18 protein-coding genes are annotated in these 17,862 nt (G+C 39.0%); 14 read left to right on the top strand and 4 right to left on the bottom strand.

Annotation, left to right across the window (positions count from 1 at the left end; translation table 11 throughout):
• Window positions 1-77 precede the first annotated feature (77 nt).
• On the top strand, window positions 78-842 hold the full coding sequence (locus QE450_RS08765) for an SDR family NAD(P)-dependent oxidoreductase (RefSeq protein WP_273612444.1): 765 nt from the start codon (window positions 78-80) through the stop codon (window positions 840-842).
• Between the two features lie 112 nt (window positions 843-954).
• Here the strand turns inward: QE450_RS08765 and QE450_RS08760 are convergent, their stop codons facing one another.
• On the bottom strand, window positions 955-2,286 hold the full coding sequence (locus QE450_RS08760) for an MATE family efflux transporter (protein WP_307298587.1): 1,332 nt from the start codon (window positions 2,284-2,286) through the stop codon (window positions 955-957).
• A 203-nt stretch (window positions 2,287-2,489) separates the two neighbouring features.
• Between QE450_RS08760 and QE450_RS08755 the strand changes: the two genes are divergently transcribed.
• The 8 genes from QE450_RS08755 (at window position 2,490) to bshB2 (ending at window position 9,948) form a co-directional block, all read left to right on the top strand.
• Window positions 2,490-4,448 (top strand): glycoside hydrolase family 127 protein, encoded by a 1,959-nt coding sequence (locus QE450_RS08755; protein WP_307298585.1) that lies wholly within the window; start codon window positions 2,490-2,492, stop codon window positions 4,446-4,448.
• Between the two features lie 182 nt (window positions 4,449-4,630).
• A complete protein-coding gene (locus QE450_RS08750; protein ID WP_204824052.1) occupies window positions 4,631-4,882 on the top strand; it encodes a YolD-like family protein in 252 nt (83 codons plus the stop codon).
• An 88-nt stretch (window positions 4,883-4,970) separates the two neighbouring features.
• Window positions 4,971-5,402: a MarR family winged helix-turn-helix transcriptional regulator gene (locus QE450_RS08745; RefSeq protein ID WP_273612441.1), complete on the top strand. Its 432-nt coding sequence runs from the start codon at window positions 4,971-4,973 to the stop codon at window positions 5,400-5,402.
• Window positions 5,403-5,500: 98 nt separating this feature from the next.
• A complete protein-coding gene (locus tag QE450_RS08740; RefSeq protein ID WP_307298581.1) occupies window positions 5,501-6,592 on the top strand; it encodes a YhgE/Pip domain-containing protein in 1,092 nt (363 codons plus the stop codon).
• A gap of 171 nt (window positions 6,593-6,763) precedes the next feature.
• Window positions 6,764-7,192 (top strand): universal stress protein, encoded by a 429-nt coding sequence (locus tag QE450_RS08735; protein ID WP_274169905.1) that lies wholly within the window; start codon window positions 6,764-6,766, stop codon window positions 7,190-7,192.
• Window positions 7,193-7,443: 251 nt separating this feature from the next.
• On the top strand, window positions 7,444-8,610 hold the full coding sequence (locus QE450_RS08730; protein ID WP_373461964.1) for a rhamnogalacturonan acetylesterase: 1,167 nt from the start codon (window positions 7,444-7,446) through the stop codon (window positions 8,608-8,610).
• A gap of 301 nt (window positions 8,611-8,911) precedes the next feature.
• Window positions 8,912-9,256, top strand: a complete 345-nt coding sequence (locus tag QE450_RS08725; protein ID WP_204824056.1) for a YojF family protein — start codon at window positions 8,912-8,914, stop codon at window positions 9,254-9,256.
• Window positions 9,256-9,948, top strand: a complete 693-nt coding sequence (bshB2, locus tag QE450_RS08720; RefSeq protein ID WP_273612437.1) for a bacillithiol biosynthesis deacetylase BshB2 — start codon at window positions 9,256-9,258, stop codon at window positions 9,946-9,948. The genes QE450_RS08725 and bshB2 overlap by 1 nt, the downstream gene beginning before the upstream one ends.
• 75 nt (window positions 9,949-10,023) lie before the next feature.
• On the opposite strand, the gene QE450_RS08715 is transcribed toward bshB2, so the two are convergent.
• Genes QE450_RS08715 through QE450_RS08705 form a run of 3 tightly spaced genes read right to left on the bottom strand, consistent with a single transcriptional unit; the run spans window position 10,024 to window position 12,739 of the window.
• Complete coding sequence (locus QE450_RS08715) at window positions 10,024-10,935, bottom strand: glycine betaine ABC transporter substrate-binding protein (protein WP_307298576.1); 912 nt, start codon at window positions 10,933-10,935, stop codon at window positions 10,024-10,026.
• A gap of 26 nt (window positions 10,936-10,961) precedes the next feature.
• The gene (locus tag QE450_RS08710) at window positions 10,962-11,615 is read right to left on the bottom strand and encodes an ABC transporter permease (protein WP_273612435.1); all 654 of its coding nucleotides are present in this window, start codon (window positions 11,613-11,615) and stop codon (window positions 10,962-10,964) included.
• The gene (locus tag QE450_RS08705) at window positions 11,615-12,739 is read right to left on the bottom strand and encodes an ABC transporter ATP-binding protein (RefSeq protein WP_273612434.1); all 1,125 of its coding nucleotides are present in this window, start codon (window positions 12,737-12,739) and stop codon (window positions 11,615-11,617) included. The genes QE450_RS08710 and QE450_RS08705 overlap by 1 nt, the downstream gene beginning before the upstream one ends.
• Window positions 12,740-13,146: 407 nt before the next feature.
• Here QE450_RS08705 and QE450_RS08700 point away from each other — a divergent pair, with 407 nt between their 5' ends.
• The 5 genes from QE450_RS08700 (at window position 13,147) to QE450_RS08680 (ending at window position 17,678) form a co-directional block, all read left to right on the top strand.
• A complete protein-coding gene (locus QE450_RS08700; RefSeq protein ID WP_301262373.1) occupies window positions 13,147-13,458 on the top strand; it encodes an L-rhamnose mutarotase in 312 nt (103 codons plus the stop codon).
• Window positions 13,459-13,541: 83 nt separating this feature from the next.
• A complete protein-coding gene (locus QE450_RS08695; RefSeq protein WP_307298572.1) occupies window positions 13,542-14,435 on the top strand; it encodes a fumarylacetoacetate hydrolase family protein in 894 nt (297 codons plus the stop codon).
• Window positions 14,436-14,473: 38 nt separating this feature from the next.
• On the top strand, window positions 14,474-15,271 hold the full coding sequence (locus tag QE450_RS08690; protein WP_307298570.1) for a helix-turn-helix transcriptional regulator: 798 nt from the start codon (window positions 14,474-14,476) through the stop codon (window positions 15,269-15,271).
• 186 nt (window positions 15,272-15,457) lie between these two features.
• Window positions 15,458-16,510: an aldo/keto reductase gene (locus QE450_RS08685; RefSeq protein ID WP_307298569.1), complete on the top strand. Its 1,053-nt coding sequence runs from the start codon at window positions 15,458-15,460 to the stop codon at window positions 16,508-16,510.
• A gap of 154 nt (window positions 16,511-16,664) precedes the next feature.
• Entirely contained in the window at window positions 16,665-17,678 is a 1,014-nt protein-coding gene (locus tag QE450_RS08680; protein WP_273612429.1) for an AI-2E family transporter, read from the top strand.
• Window positions 17,679-17,862: the final 184 nt, after the last annotated feature.

Genomic DNA, 17,862 nt, shown 5'->3' with positions numbered 1-17,862 from the left:
ATTTGATTGTGTTCTTCTGAATAAGGGTATATTACTATAGATATGTGTATTTTAATCTGTATAAAGGAGTGTTATACATGGCACAAAAACTACAAGGAACAGTAGCATTAGTTACAGGAGCAAGTAGCGGAATAGGGGAAGCAACAGCTAAATCTCTAGCTGCACAAGGAGCAACTGTAGTCGTGGTAGCACGTCGTAAAGATCGTCTGGATCAATTAGCTACAGAAATTAGCGAACAAGGCGGTTCTGCTTTTGTTATTGAAGCAGACATTACAGATCAAGCCCAAGCTCAAAAAGCGATTGAACAAACCATTAGCAAATATAATCGTCTTGATATTGTAGTCAATAATGCAGGTGTGATGTTATTGGGGCCAGCAGAGAATGCTCCTGCTGAAGAATGGGAACGCATGGTATCTATTAATGTGAATGGATTACTGCATATCTCTCATGCTGCTTTACCACACTTACTCAAAGCCGCAGAGCAATCTGATCGTCAGGTCGCTGACTTGATCAATATTAGTTCAGTTGCAGGTCGTCGGGCTGGTGCAGGTTCTGCTGTATACAATATGACCAAATTTGGAGTCGTTGCATTTAGTGAAGCGTTACGTCAAGAAGTAACAGGTCGCGGTGTGCGTGTAGGATTGATCGAGCCAGGTGTAGTACAGACCGAGTTGTCTTCTCATGTACGTTCTGAAGTAATGGAAGATATGGGCAAACTATTTGGTAATATTACACCACTAGAAGCACAAGATATTGCAGATGCTATTGAATATGTGGTGACTCGTCCCAAACATGTGGCTATTAATGAAGTGTTGATTCGTCCGACACAGCAAGAATTTTAAAAATCTGTTAATAACATATATAATGTACCATATTTGTATAAAAATAGGCACCCTATTTATAAGGTGCCTATTTTTGCTATGTTGTTGTGCATTTCTTTTACAAAAAGATAGATTATTGATCAGGAATAGCTTGCAGTAATCGAGGCAGACGGATTAATAAAAATATACTTCGTCCCAGACCGAATGCGATAAAGGCTAACCATAATCCATGATTACCATATATCGGTACAGCTACCCAGAGAACTACTAGAAACAATACAAACGAAATGATCATCGAGTTGCGAATAGGAGCTGTTACAGATAGCCCTGTAAATAAACCATAGAATACCAGACCTGCACCTGTAACTAAAGGAAATAATAATAACCAGAAGCTATATTCATTCGCAAGTGCAATCGTGGCCGCTGAATCTGTAAATAATCCTAATAACGGTTCATGGAATATCCAGTAGAGTAGCACAATGAGTAGAGCGGGTAGAAATGAGCTGTACCACGACCACCGAATGGTCTGCCGTAACAGCAGTGGATTACGAGAACCTCCAGCTTGTCCAGCGTAGATACTACTGGCATTGGCAAAGCCATCGAAAAAGTAAGCCATAATATAATGGACTTGCAATAAGATCGCATTAGCTGCCAGCATTTCAGGTCCAAACGAAGTACTATTCGCTGTAAATATATTGAACATAGCCAATAAGCAGATTGTACGGATAAATAGATCACTATTTACACTAATCATACGCCGCAATGCTTCGCGATTAAACACGCCTGCTTGAGAGATCGATCCCCATTTAAAATAAGGCGAGCGCCAGATCAATACAATTCCGAACACCAGACCCGCTATCTCTGCAATCAATGTAGCAGAAGCTACACCTGCGACTTGCCAGTGGAACACATGTACAAATACAATCGCCAGAATCATATTAAGCACATTAATACCGATCTGCAAAAACAAAGTCTGCCTTACATGTGCCATACCAATAAGCCAGCCTAGAATAACATAATTAAGCAATGTAACCGGAGCGCCCCAGATACGAATATGAAAATAAATAGAAGCTTGCTCACGAATATCAGCACCCGGTCTGATCCATGCCAGTACTCCTTGCAAAATAGGATACTGCAACACAATAAAAAGGACACCAATAAGGATCGCAATAATAGTAGGGCGTACCAGTTCAGAAAAGCCCCGTTCTAATTGTCCGGCTCCTTTGGCTTGGGCTGCAAATCCAGAAGTACTTACTCTCAGAAAGCCAAATAGCCAGTATAACGTATTAAAAATAAGGGTACCAATCGCAACGCCACCTATGTAAATACTACTTGATAAATGACCAACAACAGCGGTATCTACAGCACCAAGTAAAGGAGTAGTAACTGTAGAAATAATTAACGGAATACTCAAAGCAAGATAACTACGATAATGTAATGGAGTAGAAGATTGTAATGGTTTCATACTTTTGTTATACCATAAATTAATCGAAATAACTACGATTAAACTATAACTCTATGTAGTGATCTAATTTATAGATGAAATGATTGTATATCGTTAACAAATGTGATATTAATTAATGATAACATAAACAATTATTTTGAAAGCGTACTCATTTTAAAGTGAAATCATATCCAATAGAACCTATCTAAAGGAGAGAATACTTAATGTCTACTGTAAATAAAGTGCTGAATACGGTTACACCTAAAGAAGTTCGTATCGTAGATGAATTTTGGACAAAATACAATGATCTGGTGCGTCAGGTAGTGATTCCTTATCAATATGATGCGCTGCATGACCGTATTGCTGATGCTGAACCTAGTTATGCTATTCAGAATTTTGAAATTGCTGCCGGTCGCAAAGAAGGGCAATTTAACGGCTTTGTTTTTCAAGATACAGATGTAGCAAAATGGATTGAAGCGGTTGGCTATTCGTTAATGACTCATCCTGATGTAGAGTTAGAGCGCTTGACCGATCAAGTGATTGATCTTGTTGCAGAAGCACAGGGTGAAGATGGCTATCTGAATACATATTTTACAATCAAAGAACCGGATAAGCGCTGGACCAATCTAGCCGATTGTCATGAACTATATACCGCCGGGCATATGATTGAAGCAGGAGTTGCTTATTATCAAGCAACAGGTAAAAAGAAACTGCTGGATGTGGTCTGCCGTCTAGCAGATTATATTGATACTGTATTTGGAACAGGTGAAGGTCAATTACGCGGATATGATGGTCATCAAGAGATCGAACTTGCGCTTGTTAAATTGTACCGTCTTACAGGAGAACAACGGTATTTGCAATTGAGTCAATTTTTTATTGATGAGCGTGGACAACAACCTAACTTTCTAGAACAAGAATGGGAGCAACGGGATCGGATTAACTTTTTTGTAGGTAAAACAAATGACATCAATCTTCAATACAGTCAGGCACATGTGCCGGTACGAGAGCAAAAAGAAGCAGTAGGGCATGCTGTTCGAGCGGTCTATATGTACACAGCGATGGCTGATCTTGCTGGATTAACAGGAGATACCCGTCTTTATCAAGCATGTCAGACTTTATGGAACAACATGGTACACAAGCAAATGTATGTGACTGGAGGGATTGGTTCTACTCATCATGGTGAAGCATTCACGATCGATTATGATCTGCCTAATGATAGTGGATATTCGGAGACTTGCGCTGCGGTAGGAATTGTCTTTTTTGCGCATCGGATGTTGCAGATTGAAGCCAAAGGCGAGTATGCTGATGTGTTAGAGCGTGCGCTTTATAATACAGTGATAGGCGGAATGGCACAGGATGGTAAACATTATTTCTATGTGAATCCATTGGAAGTATGGCCGTCTGCTTGTCATCATAACCCAGGCAAGCATCATGTGAAGCCTGTTCGTCAGAAATGGTTTGGTTGCTCTTGCTGTCCTCCTAATATTGCACGTCTTGTAAGTTCATTAGGGCAATACATCTACAGCACCAATCAAGATACGATCTATACACATCTTTATATTGGTGGCGAAGCAGAGTTAACAGTTGGTGAGCAATCGGTTGTGATCCAGCAAGAAAGTGGATATCCATGGAATGGGGCAACACGCTTTTCATTCCAATTGGAACAACCACAATCTTTTACATTGGCTTTACGTTTACCAGGTTGGTGCAAAAAAGCTTCGCTAACGATCAACGGTGAGTCTATTGAATATCAATCACTTGTACAGGATGGATATATCTATATTCAGCGAGAATGGTCGGTAGATGATCGTGTAGAGTGGAATATGGAGATGCATGTGCAAGTGATTCATAGCCATCCTAGATTGCGCGCTGCTTCTGGCAAAATTGCTTTACAACATGGGCCACTGGTCTACTGTCTGGAGCAAGCAGATAATGGAGAATTAATCTCTGCACTATCCATTGATCCAGCGCAATCATTAACGACACGATTTGATGCTGAATTATTAGGTGGAGCTGTGGTGATCGAAGGTACAGCGACTCGTGAGCTGACCAGTGATTGGGATGACCATTTGTACCAAGACAGTCCTCCTACCATTCAGGAACAGCCTTTTACAGCGATTCCTTACTTTCTCTGGGCGAATCGTGGTGAAGGCGATATGGCTGTCTGGATTCGTAAAAACTAACCACATAACCCAAGAGGTACGATATATTAATGTCGTGCCTCTTTATTTTGCAGAAAATTAGATGAAAAAATGTCAAATTATCAAAAAAAGCGAACGTTTGTGCTTATTTTTTAGTGTAAACTATTGTATCGATATCAAGTTAAATGTAAAATAGAATAGAGAAGTGTAAAGGGGGGTTTATTTTGGCTAAAGCAAAGGTAGCAAAACGTCCAACACGGGATGAATTTGCACTAGAAGAAATTGGTAATCAACTTACTGAAGCCTATCAAGAGAAATCGGAAATTTTGCTGACAGTGTGGGGTGCAGAAGAACCTGTACGCGGTCAGATTGTAAATATGGATCCACGTACAGGTCGAGTACATGTACAATATGAAGAAGAAGTAAACAAAGTGAAATTTATGGATATCATGGGTGTGAACTATCCAAGAGATTAAATAAATACCTTTGACAAATCCTTCATAACCAGAATATACTAGCATAGTCGATAGTCGGCTATGCTAGTATTTTTTCAGGAGGATAATCATGCCATTTAATCAAGAGCAGAACCCGTTAGGTTTGTTATTATCTCGAACCTATTTATCCTATAAGAAAAAAGCATCTCATTTATTACTTGATTATGATATTACTCCAGAGCAATTTGGTGTACTTAATAATCTGGTCAGTCATGATGGTATCTCACAGAAAGCATTAGCAGAGTTAAATTCCAAAGACCAGACCAGTATCGGCAAAACATTGGATCGTCTGGAAAATAAAAAATTGCTAACACGCACGGTTGATCCTTCAGATCGCCGGGCAGTATTACTACATTTAACAACAAAAGGGCACGAATTAATTCAGCAGACCAAGCCGATTATGCAAGAAGTGGATGATGAGATTAACGCATTGTTCACGCCGGAACAAACCAAGCAATTTATTGCGATGATCAATCAGACGTTTGAACATTTATCCCGCTGATTTTGTCAGCTGGATATTTTTTAACCTAATACATGCACAACCATTTATATCCTATGCATGTATTTTAAAAAAGAGAAAAGATAGTTGGAGGAAAACAAATGACTGTATTCAAAACGTTTAAAGATTTTTTAGGGATTACACAGACCAAAGTAGGGATTGTGTTTTCTATTTTTGTACCTTTGGTATTTTTATTATTTTGGATGACTGGATATCATGGAGCCACCGAACGAGTAGATCAACTGGTTGTTGGAATTGTTAATGAAGATGGACAACAAGGCGAACGCATTGCTCAAGCGATCACTACAGGTGTTCCCTATCAGACCCAATCTTATGATTCATTAACTACAGCACAGCAACAAATGGACAATGGTGATCTAACGATGATCATTTCGATTCCGGCTCATTTTACAGAAAATGTCGCATCGAACGGAACGACTCAAATGAATTATTATATCAATCAAGGTAATTCCGATATTGCCAAATCGATCGTTCAAAGTTCTGCTACGCAAATTTCCTCTACGATTGGAGAACATGCTTTTGCAGATGTTCATCAAGAAATCGTCACCACTAATATTGTCAAAACACATGATATTTCAAATTTTGCAATTTCGATGTTGCCGATGATTTTAGGTTTCGTCACATATGTTGGTGTAATGACCATGAATATCCAATTAAATATTGCATCTATGATGTTAAAGCGTGATCATAGTAAGTGGCAGATCTTTTGGGGCAGACAGATATTACTGCTTGTGATCTCTGTAGTCGCTTCATTCGTGATTACTACAGTAGCATCGCTATTTGCAGATACGGTTGCTTCGTTCTGGCAAATGTGGAGTTTTCATCTGTTGGTCTATATTTCCTGTATTGCTGTTACACAGATGGCATTCGCTTTATTCGGCAATGTCGCTCCATTATTCAATGTGGCGCTGATCCCGCTTCAGTTGATGACAGCCGGAAATATTATCCCTGCTGCTATGTTATCTCCTTTATATCGAAATATAGGATATTTTTTACCGGCTCCGAATGCTATACAGGGCTATTTAAGGTTAATTTATAGTGGGGCTTCTGTTTCCTCATTTGTGATTCACTTACTATGGATTGCTATTGTTACTTTTGGAATCACATGGATTCGTACAGCGCTGGTCAAGCCAGCTCCAAGCCCTATAAGTCATCCGGCAGGTAGCCACTAAGCTGAAGGGAAAGGCCAGTCTACAGCAAGACATTTGGTCAGATAGTTGCTTTGCAGGAATGCTCTATGATTTTTATCCAAAAAAAGCATCTATATTGCCAAATGTTACGACGCACTGAATAAGATTTTCGCGTATCAATGATCTGTACTATTCCAAAAGGAGGCGTTAACCATGTCATTATCACACATTCTCGTTCCTTATGATGGCTCAGAACACTCTCAAAAAGCGTTGGAAAAAGCAGTCGGTCTGGGAATAGAGCTCAACGCTCAAATTGAAGTATTGTATGTGGATTCGACTTCTACAGAAATCTTAGAACAGCCGTTAGTGATTCCTACTCATGAACTGGAATCTTATTTTGACCATGAAGAAGAGGATGTACGCCTTAATCTTCGCCGCTTGATCTCAACCATTCCGAATGCGCAAGCTACTGTTATTCAAGGAAGTGCCGGCAAAGGTATCGTTAAGTACGCTGATCGTATTGAAGCCGATCTTATTATTATGGGTAGTCGCGGATTAGGGACAGTGAGTGAATTCGTAATGGGTAGTGTTAGTCATTATGTAACGCAACGTGCCAAATCTCCAGTAATGATTGTGAAATAAACAAGTTAGATGCAATAACTGATGATTAATAAATAAAGATAGCCAATATCCTGTTCCTTTGGGAGAGCAGGATATTTGGCGTATCGTTTTACTTTGTAATCTTATGAGATTGTAGAGTATCTATATTCTTATACCGACTATTTCTAGATTTTGATAAATGATATTTTGATCGATATAAAGGATAACTTCTTTTGTCAGGCGAATAAGTAACACAGTAATGAAAACGTTAACATTTTAGAGGAGGATGGATAATGAAAAGCAAATTTCGAAGCAAATGGAGCACAATAAGCTGTATGTTGTTGGTAGGAGCACTACTAAGTACATGCTGGGGACAATCATCTTCTATACACGCTTCTGCAACCGCTTACAAATTTGATTTTGGCGCTAATGGTGTTACATCAGGATATACAGGCGTTCAAGCTTCGACTGCGTATAATGCTTCTACAGGATATGGATTCAATACACCTGCAAATATCAAAAATGTATCTGCTTCAGGAACAGGTATAGGTAGCGATGCTGTTCAATTTGTAACATTCGGAACGAAAAGTAATAATACATTTAATGTTGATTTGCCAAATGGATTGTATGAAGTGAAAGTAACGCTTGGCAATACTTCTCGTTCTAGTGTAGCAGCAGAAGGAGTATATCAGCTTATTAATATGACAGGTGATCTTGCCACCGATCAATTTCAGATTCCGATTACAGATGGTCAACTTAATCTGTTAGTAACAGAAGGCAAAGTAGGAGCAGCATTTACATTAAGCGCATTAGAGATTACTCAAGTCTCTACTAATCCTACAACACACCCTACGATCTATGTAGGCGGTGATTCGACAGTAGCTAACTACTATCCTTTAGCCAATAGTGTACAAGGTGGATTGGGGCAGATGTTATCTAAATTCATCAACCCAAATGATTACTTGGTACGTAATATGGCATCCGGTGGACAGATTGCACGTGGATTTCGTGATGATGGACAGCTTGAAGCAATTTTGAAATACATCAAACCGGGCGATTACTTTATAGTACAGCTTGGTATTAATGATACGAATGTCAAAAATAATACAACAGAAGCACAATTTAAAGAGATTATGCGCGATATGGTGAAGCAAGTCAAAGCCAAAGGAGCAACTGTTATCTTATCTACACCTCAAGGAAGAGCTACAGACTTCAATAGTTCAGGCGTTCATAATGCAGAAGGTCGTTGGTATCGAGCAGCTACCGTTGCACTAGCGCAAGAAGAGCAAGTGCCGTTAATCGATCTTAATGTACTCAGTTCTTCTTATTTCACTTCAATTGGTGCGAATGCAACACTTGCTCTGTATATGAATGGGGATACGTTGCATCCTAATTATGCAGGTGCTACGGAATTAGCTCGTATTGTAGTAGACAATATGAAAGCTCAAGGATTGTACTGATTGTGTAGTCGTCGTGTTGATTATTAGTGATAATGTATGATTCGATGATTGTATTTGCTATACATGACAATCATAAATAAAAAAAATCACCTGAACCTTCTTCGTTTGTTAACGTAAAAGGGTTTGGGTGATTTTTGGTGTAAGGATGTTGATACATAACTAAAGAAATTATAGTATAATACCTTAAGTATTGCTATGAAGTACTTTGAAAGGTAGACTATATACGATTAGCCTTTTAATGTTATGAATAACTTAATCCGATCTTTGGCTATAAAAGATCAGACCTGATGGAGGATATATTATGTTACTTATCGAACCAACTTTGATTCAACAACGAATCGACGATCTACAAGATCAAGATTTGTATATTCATTTGGAAATGACCACTGGAGCATATGCGGCTCATCTGGATAGTACGAAGCATCCAGCAGCAACCTTTATCAGCAATGCGACGTTACGTTATATTCATGGCTCTATCTCTGGTGAAGGTCCTTATCGTGTAGGGCTCAAAACAGAGCTAGGTTGGGTATATTCCGAAGGATTAACCCATTATGAAGAAACCGAGCAAGAGCGTCTTATTCTAGCCGGTCATGATACTCAAGGTAAATTAGTAGTTGCCTTGCAACTAAGTAAGGAGCCTTTCTAATGGACAATAATAAAAAAACAACATTCTCTCTTATTCCTGCTGATTCTCGTATCCTTGTCGTATTGCCACATCCTGATGATGAGGCATTCAGCTTATCCGGTACCCTTGCCAAACATATTGCTGGCGGAGGTCAAGTCACCTATGCTTGTCTAACTCTTGGTGAAATGGGACGTAATATGGGGATTCCTCCTTTTACAAACCGTATCGGATTGCCTACTATTCGTAAAGGCGAATTGGAAAAGTCTGCACAAGCGATCGGTATTCAAGATTTGCGTATGCTTGGTTTCCATGACAAAACGATTGAATTTGAAGTAAAAGAAGTACTAGATGGTACTATCTACGATATGATCGTTGAACTCAAGCCTGCATTGATCGTTACATTCTCTCCAGGGTATAGCGTTCATCCAGACCATGATGCTACAGGAGCGGCTGTTGTACGTGCAGTAGAACGTCTACCTCAAGCAGAACGTCCGTTATTGCATACGATGGCATTTTCTAAAAATTGCTATGCTGAGCTAGGGCAACCTGATATCGAAAATGATGTGAGTGATTATTTAGAAAATAAAATGAAATCGATCCAGGCACACCGTTCTCAATTTCAAGCGGTTGAAATGCTAGGTCAGAACCCATTAAAAGATAAAGAAATCAAAGAGCGTTTCGGTAAAGAACGCTTCTGGACACATCAGATTTAATATAGATCGTTAACATAAAAAAAGCAGTCATATTCCTTCCTATGCAAATAAGAAGGGGATGACTGCTTTTTATCGTTATTTAATTAATCCTTTAGAAACAAGAAATTCGTGAGCTACATCATCTTCGCGGTAACCTTGATCCACTTTAGCATTCATCATTTGCATATCTTGTTCAGTGATTTTGCCTTGTAATGCTTCTAAAGCGCCTTTGATTGCTGGATATTTCTCTAGTGTCTCGGAACGAACAGCTACACCTGCATCATAAGGTGGGAAAAAGTTCTTGTCGTCTTTAAGAACAAATAGATTATTGATTTTGATCTGACCATCGGTAGAGTAGACACTAACAACATCAGTATCATGTTGAGCAATCAAGCGGTACTTGATGCCTTGATCCATACCTCTAACATCTTTGAAGATCATATTGTATTTTTTCTTCAATCCAGGATACGTATCTGCACGATCAGTAAATTCAAATTCAGAAGCTAATTCGAGATTAGGCGATACTTTCGCTAGATCGCTAAACGTTTTTAAGTTGTATTTTTGCGCTGTTTCTTGATTAACAGCTAGAGAATACGTATTACTAAATCCAAACGGAGCAATAAATTGCAAATCGTCTTTTTTCATCAAACGTTTGGCACTTGCTAATGTTCCTTTGGAATCTGTCGTCTCTTGCTGATAATAATTAGCAACAATCGTTCCTGTATATTCAGGGTACAATTGAATATTGTTATTTTGAAGAGCTGTCCAGGCAACACTTGATCCGCCTAGATTCACTTTACGATTTACTTTAATACCGGTACGGTTTTCAATCATATCTGCCATTAGATAAGCCAGTACAATATTTTCGGTAAAGTTTTTGGAACCGATAGTGATTTCTCCACCGGTCGTTCCTTCAGTAGCTGCCGAGTTGCTACAGGCTGTCGTTAGCAGAGCAGTTGTCGTCAATATACAGATCAATAACATGCTCAGGCGTTTATTTAGCTTCATCACTATTCCTCCTGCGTTCAGATTCCTTATCTCAATCCTCGTGGCGTTGTCCAACGTTCTACCAATCCCAGCAAGTAATCAAATACCAATGCAAGGATTGCCGCAGGAATAGCACCTAACAGAATAAGGGCATCGATATTACGAGTAATACCAAGGAAGATAAAGTCTCCTAAACCACCTGCACCTATAAACGCAGCTAACGTCGCTGTACCTACGTTAATAACAGTAGCTGTACGGATTCCCGCCATAATCACAGACAATGCAAGCGGAAGCTGAACACGGAAAAGGATTTGACGACTGGTTAAGCCCATGCCTCTGGCTGCTTCAATAATCGCTGGATCTACGTCTTTGATTCCTGTAAATGTGTTACGAATAACAGGAAGTAGAGAATACAAGAATAATGCGGCTACGGCTGTAATCGTACCAATCCCGAAGATTGGAATCATAAAGCCGAGTAGAGCCAGACCGGGAATGGTCTGCAAAATGCTAGCTACGCCAATAATCGGTGTACGCAGACCTTTGATACGTGCGACAAGAATACCTGCGGGTACACCTACCACAATAGCGATTAACATCGAGATTAATACTAATTTAATATGAACGCCAGTCGCTCCAAGCAGCTCAGGGCCACGAAGATTGAACTGACGGATAAATTGCTCCCACAACGATATGTTTTCCATTATACTTCGCCTCCAGCCCAGTGATTAGCAAACATCGTCAGCAAAGTACCACGAGTCACTATACCTACCAATTTTCCTTGTTCATCTACGACAGGTAGAATGCCGTTTTTTGCTTCTACTACATTTAATAGCGCATCTTGCGCTGTATCTGTTGGTTTTAATATATGAAGTACTGGCTTAATAATTTCGCCAATTGTTGCTACAGTGTCGATGTTAGCAAGTACATCGTATGCAGATACGACTCCAAGTAAGATCCCTTGTGCATCGGTGATCAATAATGTATCTGTTTTGCGTTGACGCATGAAAGTAATTGCTTTGGCAGGTGTACGATCCGGAAGAGAAGTCGATGGATCTTTACGCATAAGATCCGTAACCGGAATATACTCTGGATTCTGGTACAATCTGTTTTTACCAATAAATTCTTCTACAAAACCATGAGATGGTTCACGCAACAACATATCAGGAGTATCAAGCTGTAACAATTCGCCATCTTTCATAACAGCAATGCGATCTCCTAATTTCAAAGCTTCATCCATATCATGAGTAACAAAAACGATTGTTTTCTTCAGATCACGTTGCAAACGTAGTAATTCATCTTGCAATTGTTCTCGTGTAATCGGATCAAGTGCTCCAAAAGGCTCATCCATCAGTACAATATCAGGGTCAGCTGCAAGCGCGCGGGCTACACCAACACGTTGTTGCTGTCCACCGGATAATTCTTTTGGATAGCGTTTCGCAAATAATTCAGGGTCAAGCCCAACCAGATTAAGCATTTCGATCACGCGAGCTTTTTTCTTCTGTTCATCCCAGCCTTTAAGCTCAGGCATTAGCGCGATATTTTGCTCAATCGTATAGTGGGGGAACAATCCAGCCTGTTGAATAACATAGCCCATTGTACGACGCAATTTCACTGCATCTTGCTTTTTGATGTCTTTACCATTTACAGACAAAGTACCTCCTGTATGAGAGACGAGACGGTTGATCATTTTCATCGTTGTTGTTTTACCACATCCACTCGGACCGATAAAGACTAGAAACTCACCATCACGGATTTCAAAATTAAGTGATTTTACAGCTTGAAAACCATCGGGATACGTTTTGCTTACATTTTCAAATTTAATCATAAATTGTACTCCTTTATCTTATTTCTTTTTTTGTTTACGTTACCTTATAGCTGCTTGAATGTAAGCTATAACTATCGTATGTACAACCATTGACATTCGAATAATGATTCTGATCGAAAAAGGGGTGGGTTGATCATTAGTATGCTATTTCATATCAAAATGAACATAGTATAGCGTCACACGAAGGATACATCTTGCGAACAGTTCATCATACATATAACAATTAACTGAGCTCCATGTATTTAGACCTAATTTATTAATTTGAAACAATATATAAAGTCATAAATTTATGAAAGTAGTCGAAAAATGTCTAAAATAAGTAGGAAAAGTCTTTTGATTATTAAATGGATAACGCTTACAATTTAAGAGTAGTAGATACAATAAATTATTGAGGAAGGATGTTGAATATGGAACGAGTTTCTTTTGTTTTACATATTGATCCGCAAGATCAAGCACAATACATTGAGCGTCATCAAGCCGTCTATCCAGAGCTACTGCAAGCGTTTGGTGAGGTAGGGATTCATACGTATAGTATTTTTCTACATGAAGGTACTTTATTTGCTTATATGGAAGTGGACAATTATCAAGAAGCTATGGATCAACTGGCAGTACATCCTGCCAATCAGCGCTGGCAGCAATTTATGGCTGATATGTTAATTCCTAATCAGCAAGGAACGACATCGGAAGTGATTCCTGAAGTATTTCATTATCATTCTTAACCTACATTTCTATTCATAGACGATAGACAATAGTTGAAAGAACGCCTTCAGCCTGTCATGATTAGTGTTGGAGGTGTTCTTATATGAAATATGTTCATTTTAGTTATCAACAACAGCCGCAGATTGGGATTGCATTGGATGATGTAATCGTACCTATGTCTGCACTACAACGTTTTGCTTCTTCCTCACTATCCCTTCCTGTTATCATTGACGATCTCTGGTCTCAACCTGAACTACATACTCAGATTCAACATATTCTAGAACAACACACCACAGAACTTATGAATCAAGCGATAGCGGAACAAGATATTGAATGGCTTCCTATTGTACCGAATCCCGGGAAAGTAATCTGTATTGGTCTAAATTATCGTCGTCATGCAGAGGAAACAAATGCACCTATTCCGCAAACACCTGTAGTATTTAGCAAATTCTCTGATGTAGTCGCAGGTCATCTGCAATCAGTGCCTTTGCCACAATCCAGTACACAAGTCGATTATGAAGCTGAATTATGTATCGTAATCGGTAAGCAAGCAAGTGGGGTAAGTACAGAAGATGCCCTCGATTATGTTTTTGGGTATTGTGCGGCTAATGATGTATCTGCTCGCGATCTACAGATGCTCACCAGTCAATGGTTACTTGGTAAAACCTGTCCTCGTTTTGCACCGATTGGCCCTTATCTTGTAACCGCAGATGAAGTAGGCGATCCTAACCAGTTACAGATCAGTGCTTATTTGAATGGAGAGCAAGTTCAACATTCTAATACATCCGATATGATCTTCGATTGTCGTTATATTATTCATTATCTATCTCAGCATATAGTACTTCATCCTGGTGATATTATTTTGACCGGTACACCAGAAGGAGTGATTTTGGGACAGCCGGAACAGGATAGAGTCTGGTTAACGTCAGGTGATCAGGTCACAATTGAGATTGAAAAGCTAGGCAGGTTGAGCAATACATTTGTATCTGCTGAATAGCATTAAAAGATATTTTGTAAGGCACAGGAGGGATCGCTATGATCCAAGAAAATACCAAACTGAGAACACTAGGAATGTTTCTCAAATCACGCCGTCATCAATTACAACCAGAACAAGCAGGATTCAGTCATTCTTATGGTCAACGTAGAACCCCCGGGCTACGCCGGGAAGAAGTCGCAGTGCTTGCCGGTGTCAGTGCTACTTATTATACGTGGTTAGAGCAGGGAAGAGATGTGACAGCTTCAAGGGATGTAATTGAGAATATAGCCAGAGCGCTACAATTAACTCCTGATGAAAGAATACATTTGCTTCAGCTCTGGAATCCGAATGAACCTAAGACTATCTCTGATGTAACAAAAGCTTTGAGTCCGGAGTGGCAATTGATTATTAATCAACTTCATTCTCCAGCGATTATTACTAATCATATGTCAGAGTTTGTTTTTTGGAATCCGGCGGCAAATACACTATTTTCGAATCTAGATGAGATGTCACCCGAAGAACGCTTTTTTATGCGAATGGTGTTTTTGAATAAAGATTTTCGGAGTCGTATTGGAAATTGGGAAGAATATGCTATCAATTGCGTAGCTGTATATCGTGGTTATTATGATCGGCATCCTGAAAGTCTTTTTTTTAGAGAATTTGTACAGCGTCTCTGTCTGGATAGCCCTGAATTTGAATCGATCTGGAATCTCCATCGTGTTCAAATTCAAAAAGCATGTCTGTTACACATTTACATGCCTGATGCTCAGAAATCTATTGCTTTTGATTCCAATTCGGTCTCTACACTGGATAACAATCCAAATTATCATATGTGCATCTATTCGCCAGTATCGTAACAGTCCGTCTATCCGTATAGTAACGCTATATCTTATTTCTATCTATTTTCCAAACCAACACGTAGCTTACATGTTGCCTGTTAGTTTTTTTACTAGTATAAGCGTACTCTGGTTGTGTATATCAATAGAGGATAGGATATAGAAGGTAACCAATCTATGTTATGAATTGAATAGGAGGAAATATATATGCGCTATAATCAATTAGGTCCTAGCGGGCTATTTGTATCTGAATTATGTTTTGGCACAATGACGTTCGGAGGAGGAGCAAATTTTGATGTAGTTGGTAAAGTGCAGCAAGAAGAAGCAGATACTTTACTAGCACGTGCTTTGGAAGCAGGAATTAACTTTATCGATACCGCAGATATTTACTCAGAAGGCAATTCAGAAAGAATTACCGGACAAGCATTACGCAACTTGGGCGTCAAACGAAAAGAAGTGGTGATTGCAACTAAAGTTTTCGGAGTGATGGGGTCTTCTCCTAATCAGAAAGGTTCTTCTCGCAATCATATTATGGATGGTGTCAAAAACAGTCTGGAACGTCTACAAATGGATCATATTGATCTGTATCAACTTCATGGATTCGATCCTGCAACTTCTATCGAAGAATCGTTACAAGCATTAACTGATCTTGTACGACAAGGATTAGTTCGATATATTGGTGTATCCAACTGGGCAGCATGGCAGATCGCTCAATCTATCGGTATTTCGAATCAACATCGACTTGAAAAGTTCGTCTCTACGCAAGCGTATTATACCCTTGCTGGTCGTGAGTTAGAACGCGAGATTATCCCGATGCTACATAGTCATAATGATATGGGATTGCTTGTATGGAGTCCACTTGCAGGAGGTTTGTTAAGCGGTAAGTTCACCCGTGAGCAACAAAATTCTGAAGGCAGTCGACGAAATGAGTTTGATTTCCCGCCTGTAGATAAAGATCGTGCGTATGATATTATTGATACTTTGATCGAGATGGCTAAGCAAAAAGAAGCATCGGTAGCTCAGCTTGCTCTAGCTTGGTTACTACATCAGCGTGCAGTGACCAGCGTTATTATAGGTACTAAGAAAATGCATCAATTAGAAGATAATCTAGGTGCAGTCGATATTGTATTTTCTGAAGAAGAATTGCAGACACTCGATAAGATCAGCCAGATTCCTAGTGAATACCCGGGTTGGATGATGGATATGGTAAGTCAGGTAAGAACAGAACAATTGCAACAGGTACGTCACCCTCGTTCGTGATATACATTACACTGAAAAAAGGAATCCCAAGGTAATATACTTGTGGGTTCCTTTTTTTGTATGCGATATGTTTTGTCTTGGATACTACGATGACAAGTAAGCAGAAAACCGTTATGATAAAAGGAGCGGACATAAATAGAGATGAGGTCTATGAATGAAGGTAAGGGAATGGATAAATCACGATGGAATCCGGCGAATTATTGTGCTTGCGATTCTGATTCTGGTGATTTTTGCAATGCAAAGTATGATGAATATTATTTTACTTACATTATTGCTGACGATATTAATCGGTAGTATGTATGATGGACTAATGAAGTTATTTCAAAAGTTTATTCCTAATGTCTCACGTTTTTTTGTATTACCATTGGTTTATCTGATTTTGCTCGCTGTGATTGGTTGGGGCGTATATCGAATGGTGCCTACAGTGATTATGCAGGTGACTCAGTTATATCAGATGATTATCGAAGCCTATCGCCATCCTCACGAGAGTGAATGGAACCCGTACATTATTAACTTTTTGAATACATTAAATGTACAGCGTTTTATAGAGCCAGGCTTTAATGTGATTTTAAAAATTAGTAAATTAGGTTCTCAATTACTTATAGCATTATTGCTTAGCTTATTCTTCTTATTAGATCGTACGCATATTACACGTTTTACAGCTTCTTTCCAAGAAAGTAAGCTGGGTTGGTTTTTTAAAGAAGTAGGATATTTCGGTAAAATGTTTTTAGATACATTTGGCAAAGTCATTGAAGCTCAATTATTGATTTCATTGATCAATTGTATTATTACGATTATAGCGCTCTGGTTTATGGGTTTCCCGAACTTGTTAGGGTTAGCACTAATTATCTTTATGTTAGGCTTAATACCGGTTGCAGGGGTGTTTATCTCGCTTGTGCCGTTGGGATTGATTGCATTTAGTATTGGTGGAGTCAAATATATTGTCTATCTGCTGATTCTGGTGGTTGTGATTCATGCGATTGAAGCATACTTCCTTAATCCGAAATTGATGTCCAGCAAAACCAATTTACCTGTTTTTTATACGTTTGTTATTCTTATTTTTTCCGAGCATTTTATTGGCCCATGGGGATTGATTATAGGTATTCCGTTATTTGTATTTTTCCTCGACTTGATCGGAGTGACGCGTAAAAAGAGAGGCACAGAATAAGCGATTTGTTCTTACAAATGATCGGATCGTTGTAGTATATTTAAAACGTTTATGCTGAATATAACAGCCATAAGCGTTTTTTATTTTTACAAAAATTTTACATATAGGATTAGCTTTTCATTATAGAGCATGATATCCTTATAAACATATCGATCTACTTAGGTATACAACTATTCATATTTGG

The organism is Paenibacillus sp. SORGH_AS_0306 (assembly GCF_030819345.1).
Taxonomy (GTDB): Bacteria; Bacillota; Bacilli; order Paenibacillales; family Paenibacillaceae; genus Saccharibacillus; species Saccharibacillus kyungheensis.
The sequence above is the reverse complement of the archived record's forward strand: the minus strand, read 5'-3'. Positions and strand labels throughout refer to the sequence as shown.